Here is a 4,753-nt window from a genome sequence, read left to right on the forward strand (position 1 = left end):
ATCGTCCGTCAAGGTCCAGCGAAGGTTGGCAAGCCCGCCCTCCCCACGGATAATGCCCAGTTTTTCCACCTGCGCATCGCGCGCCACCGCTTGCGGTCGAAAGAGAACACCATGAAAGACACCATTCGCCAGCTGATCCAACAAGCCCTCACCCAACTCGTCAACGAAGGTGTGTTGCCTGAAGGCCTGACGCCGGCGATCCAGGTGGAAAACACCCGCGACAAGACCCACGGTGATTTCGCCAGCAACATCGCGATGATGCTGGCCAAGCCGGCTGGCCTGAAGCCTCGCGACCTGGCGGAAAAAATCATCGCCGCGCTGCCGGCCGACCCGCAGGTGACCAAGGCTGAAATCGCTGGCCCAGGCTTTATCAACTTCTTCCAGAACACCCAGGCCCTGGCTTCGCGCCTGGACGCGGCCCTGGCGGATGCCAGAATCGGCGTACGCAAGGCTGGCCCGGCACAGCGCGTGGCTATCGACCTGTCGGCGCCGAACCTGGCCAAGGAAATGCACGTAGGTCACTTGCGCTCCACGATCATCGGTGACGGCGTGGCGCGGGTCCTGGAGTTCCTCGGCGATGATGTGATCCGCCAGAACCACGTGGGCGACTGGGGCACCCAGTTCGGCATGTTGATGGCGTACCTGCAGGAAAACCCGATCACCAGCAACGAGCTGTCGGACCTGGAGAACTTCTATCGCGCCGCCAAGAAGCGTTTCGACGAATCCGAAGAGTTCGCCGACCGCGCCCGTGGCCTGGTGGTCAAGCTGCAAGCCGGCGACGCCGAATGCTTGGAACTGTGGGGCCGCTTCCGCGAGATCTCGCTGTCCCACTGCCAGGAAATCTACGAGCTGCTCAACGTCAAATTGACCATGGCCGACGTGATGGGCGAAAGCGCCTACAACGACGACCTGATCAACGTGGTCAACGACCTCAAGGCCAAGGGCCTGCTGGTTGAGAGCAACGGCGCGCAGTGCGTGTTCCTCGAAGAATTCAAGACCGCCGACGGCGACCCGCTGCCGGTGATCATCGTCAAGGCCGATGGCGGCTACCTCTACGCCACCACCGACCTGGCCGCCGTGCGCTACCGCAGCGGCGTGCTGAAAGCCGACCGCGCCCTGTATTTTGTTGACCAGCGCCAGGCCCTGCACTTCCAGCAAGTGTTCGAAGTGGCGCGTCGCGCCGGTTTCGTCACCCACCCGATGCACATGGAACACATGGGCTTCGGCACCATGAACGGCGCCGATGGCCGCCCGTTCAAGACCCGTGATGGCGGCACCGTGAAGCTGATTGACCTGCTGAACGAAGCCCAGGACCGCGCCTACAACCTGGTGAAGGAAAAGAACCCGGAGCTGGCCGAAGCCGACCTGCGCAACATCGCCCGCGTGGTGGGCATTGGCGCGGTGAAATACGCCGACCTGTCCAAGCACCGCACCAGCGACTACAGCTTCAACTTCGAGCTGATGCTCAACTTCGAAGGCAACACCGCGCCGTACCTGCTGTATGCCTACACCCGGGTGGCCGGTGTGTTCCGCAAGCTGGGCAAGGACTTCAGTGAAGTCGAAGGCCAGATCAACCTTGAAGCGCCACACGAGCAGGAACTGGCGGCCAAGCTGGCGCAATTCGGCGAAGTGCTGAACAGCGTCGGCGAGAAAGGCACGCCGCACATCCTCTGCACCTATTTGTACGAAGTCGCCGGTTTGTTCTCCAGCTTCTACGAGAACTGCCCGATCCTGACCGCAGACGACGAAGCTCAAAAGCAGAGCCGCCTGCGCCTCGCCGCACTGGCAGGACGGACCCTCAAGCAAGGCCTGGAATTGTTGGGCCTGGAAACTCTGGAGCGTATGTAAGTTGGCTGCCAAGAAAAAACCTGCACCCAAGCGCGGCGCCAGCCGCTACCAGGCACCTGCGAAGAAACCTATTCCGGGCTGGTTGTGGATGGCGATCGGCCTGACGGTCGGCGCGTTTGTCGTGTTCCTGATGAAGCTGGACCCGGGCAAGGGCGATGACGTCAAACGGGTCAAGCAAGAGCAGCAGAGGGCGACGAAAATGGCCGAAGCGAACAAGACCGTCCCGAGCCCGACTGCGCCGGTGAAGCCGAAGTACGACTTCTACACATTGCTGCCGGAATCGGAAGTGATCGTGCCGCCGGACGCCGTGCCGGAGAAAACCCTGCCGACGCCGCAGCCTGTGCCGACCACACCTGTGACTCCGGCGGAAGCGGCGAAAATCGACACCGCACGGGCCCAGGCAGCATTGGCCGGGATTACCCCGCCGCCACCGCCACCCGTTGCCACGACCAAGGCAGCGCCGGTGACCAAATTCTTCCTGCAGGCGGGCTCGTTCCCAAAACAGGCGGATGCGGATCGCGTGCGTGCGCAGATCATTCTGCTGGGGCAGGCGGTGACGGTGGAGTCCGGGACGGTTAAAGATGCGACCTGGTATCGCGTGCTGGTAGGGCCGTTCAGCAACCGTGAACAGCTGACCGTGGCGCAGAAACAACTGGCGGGTGCAGGGTTTAGCAACCTGTTGTTACAACAACGCCAGAGCCGCTGATTCCGAACACACAGCAGTACCCATGTGGGAGCGGGCTTGCTCGCGAAGGCGCCAGATCAGTCAATATTTCCAGTGACTGACACACCGCATTCGCGAGCAAGCCCGCTCCCACATTTGATTTTCATCGCCGTCAGGACCGAGACCGACACATAAACACCACTCGTCCGCCCTCCCGTCCTACAGTTGAAATCCCCCCCGCCACCCCCATATGAGTTCCATCAGGGCATTTTCGCCCCGCAGCGTGGAGACTCTCCCCTTGACCACCATCGTTTCAGTTCGCCGCCACGGCAAAGTCGTCATGGGCGGCGACGGCCAGGTTTCACTTGGCAATACCGTGATGAAAGGCAACGCGAAAAAAGTCCGTCGCCTGTACCACGGCCAGGTCCTCGCTGGTTTTGCCGGCGCCACCGCTGACGCCTTTACCCTGTTCGAGCGCTTTGAAGGCCAACTTGAGAAGCACCAGGGCCACTTGGTCCGTGCCGCCGTCGAACTCGCCAAAGAATGGCGCACCGACCGCTCCCTCAGCCGCCTCGAAGCCATGTTGGCCGTCGCCAACAAAGACGCCTCGCTGATCATCACCGGCAACGGCGACGTGGTTGAACCCGAAGAAGGCCTGATCGCCATGGGTTCCGGCGGTGGCTATGCCCAGGCCGCAGCCAGCGCCCTGTTGAAGAAAACCGACCTGTCGGCCCGGGAAATTGTCGAGACTGCCTTGGGTATCGCTGGCGACATCTGCGTCTTCACCAACCACAACCTGACCATTGAGGAGCAGGACCTCGCCGAATAAGCCGCAGGCTTATTCCCGCTTGAGGACCGCCAATTACTATGTCCATGACTCCCCGCGAAATCGTCCATGAACTCAATCGCCATATCATCGGCCAGGACGATGCCAAGCGCGCCGTTGCCATCGCCCTGCGTAACCGCTGGCGCCGGATGCAGCTGCCCGAAGAATTGCGCGTTGAAGTAACCCCCAAGAACATCCTGATGATAGGCCCGACCGGTGTCGGTAAAACCGAGATCGCCCGGCGCCTGGCCAAACTGGCCAACGCTCCGTTCATCAAGGTCGAAGCCACCAAGTTCACCGAAGTGGGCTACGTGGGCCGTGACGTCGAATCGATCATTCGTGACCTGGCCGACGCTGCCCTGAAGCTGCTGCGCGAACAGGAAATGACCAAGGTCAGCCATCGCGCCGAAGACGCCGCCGAAGAACGCATCCTCGACGCCCTGCTGCCACCGGCACGCATGGGTTTCAACGAAGACGCGGCACCGAGCTCGGATTCCAACACCCGCCAGCTGTTCCGCAAGCGCCTGCGTGAAGGCCAGCTGGACGACAAGGAAATCGAGATCGAAGTCGCCGAAGTGTCCGGCGTCGACATCTCCGCACCGCCTGGCATGGAAGAAATGACCAGCCAGTTGCAGAACCTGTTCGCCAACATGGGCAAGGGCAAGAAGAAAAGCCGCAAGCTCAAGGTGAAGGAAGCACTGAAACTGGTGCGCGACGAAGAGGCCGGGCGCCTGGTGAATGAGGAAGAACTCAAGGCCAAGGCCCTGGAAGCGGTCGAGCAGCACGGCATCGTGTTTATCGACGAGATCGACAAGGTGGCCAAGCGCGGTAATTCCGGCGGCGTCGATGTCTCCCGCGAAGGCGTGCAGCGCGACCTGCTGCCGCTGATCGAAGGCTGCACCGTCAACACCAAGCTGGGCATGGTCAAGACCGACCACATCCTGTTTATCGCTTCCGGTGCGTTCCACCTGAGCAAGCCGAGCGACCTGGTGCCGGAGCTGCAAGGCCGCCTGCCGATTCGCGTTGAGCTGAAAGCGCTGACGCCGGGCGACTTCGAACGCATCCTCAGCGAGCCGCATGCGTCGTTGACCGAGCAATACCGCGAACTGCTGAAAACCGAAGGCTTGGCCATTGAGTTCCTGCCGGACGGCATCAAGCGTTTGGCCGAGATCGCCTGGCAGGTCAACGAGAAGACCGAGAACATCGGTGCCCGTCGTTTGCACACCTTGCTGGAGCGCCTGCTGGAGGAAGTTTCCTTCAGTGCCGGCGACATGGCGGGCGCGCAGAATGGCGAGGCGATCAAGATCGACGCCGACTACGTCAACAGCCACTTGGGCGAATTGGCGCAGAACGAAGATCTGTCTCGTTATATCCTGTAAGGCTTACGCAGGAACCGCTCTGCTTTAATGTGGGAG

4 protein-coding genes are annotated in these 4,753 nt (G+C 61.5%); all 4 read left to right on the plus strand.

What is annotated here, in order from left to right; genetic code table 11:
* The first annotated feature begins 111 nt into the window (after nucleotides 1–111).
* Nucleotides 112–1,848, plus strand: coding sequence for an arginine--tRNA ligase (gene argS / locus SNL23_RS04725; protein ID WP_076018084.1), 1,737 nt, complete (start codon nucleotides 112–114; stop codon nucleotides 1,846–1,848).
* Nucleotide 1,849: 1 nt separating this feature from the next.
* Nucleotides 1,850–2,554 carry an SPOR domain-containing protein gene (locus SNL23_RS04730; protein ID WP_017478234.1) on the plus strand — a complete coding sequence of 235 codons (705 nt, stop codon included), beginning with the start codon at nucleotides 1,850–1,852 and terminating at the stop codon, nucleotides 2,552–2,554.
* A gap of 256 nt (nucleotides 2,555–2,810) precedes the next feature.
* Nucleotides 2,811–3,341, plus strand: a complete 531-nt coding sequence (hslV, locus tag SNL23_RS04735) for an ATP-dependent protease subunit HslV (RefSeq protein ID WP_003209323.1) — start codon at nucleotides 2,811–2,813, stop codon at nucleotides 3,339–3,341.
* 38 nt (nucleotides 3,342–3,379) lie between these two features.
* Nucleotides 3,380–4,717, plus strand: coding sequence for an ATP-dependent protease ATPase subunit HslU (gene hslU / locus SNL23_RS04740; protein WP_076018085.1), 1,338 nt, complete (start codon nucleotides 3,380–3,382; stop codon nucleotides 4,715–4,717).
* Nucleotides 4,718–4,753: the final 36 nt, after the last annotated feature.

Origin of the sequence: Pseudomonas sp. SED1, assembly GCF_034044025.1 — a bacterium.
Classification (GTDB): domain Bacteria; phylum Pseudomonadota; class Gammaproteobacteria; order Pseudomonadales; family Pseudomonadaceae; genus Aquipseudomonas.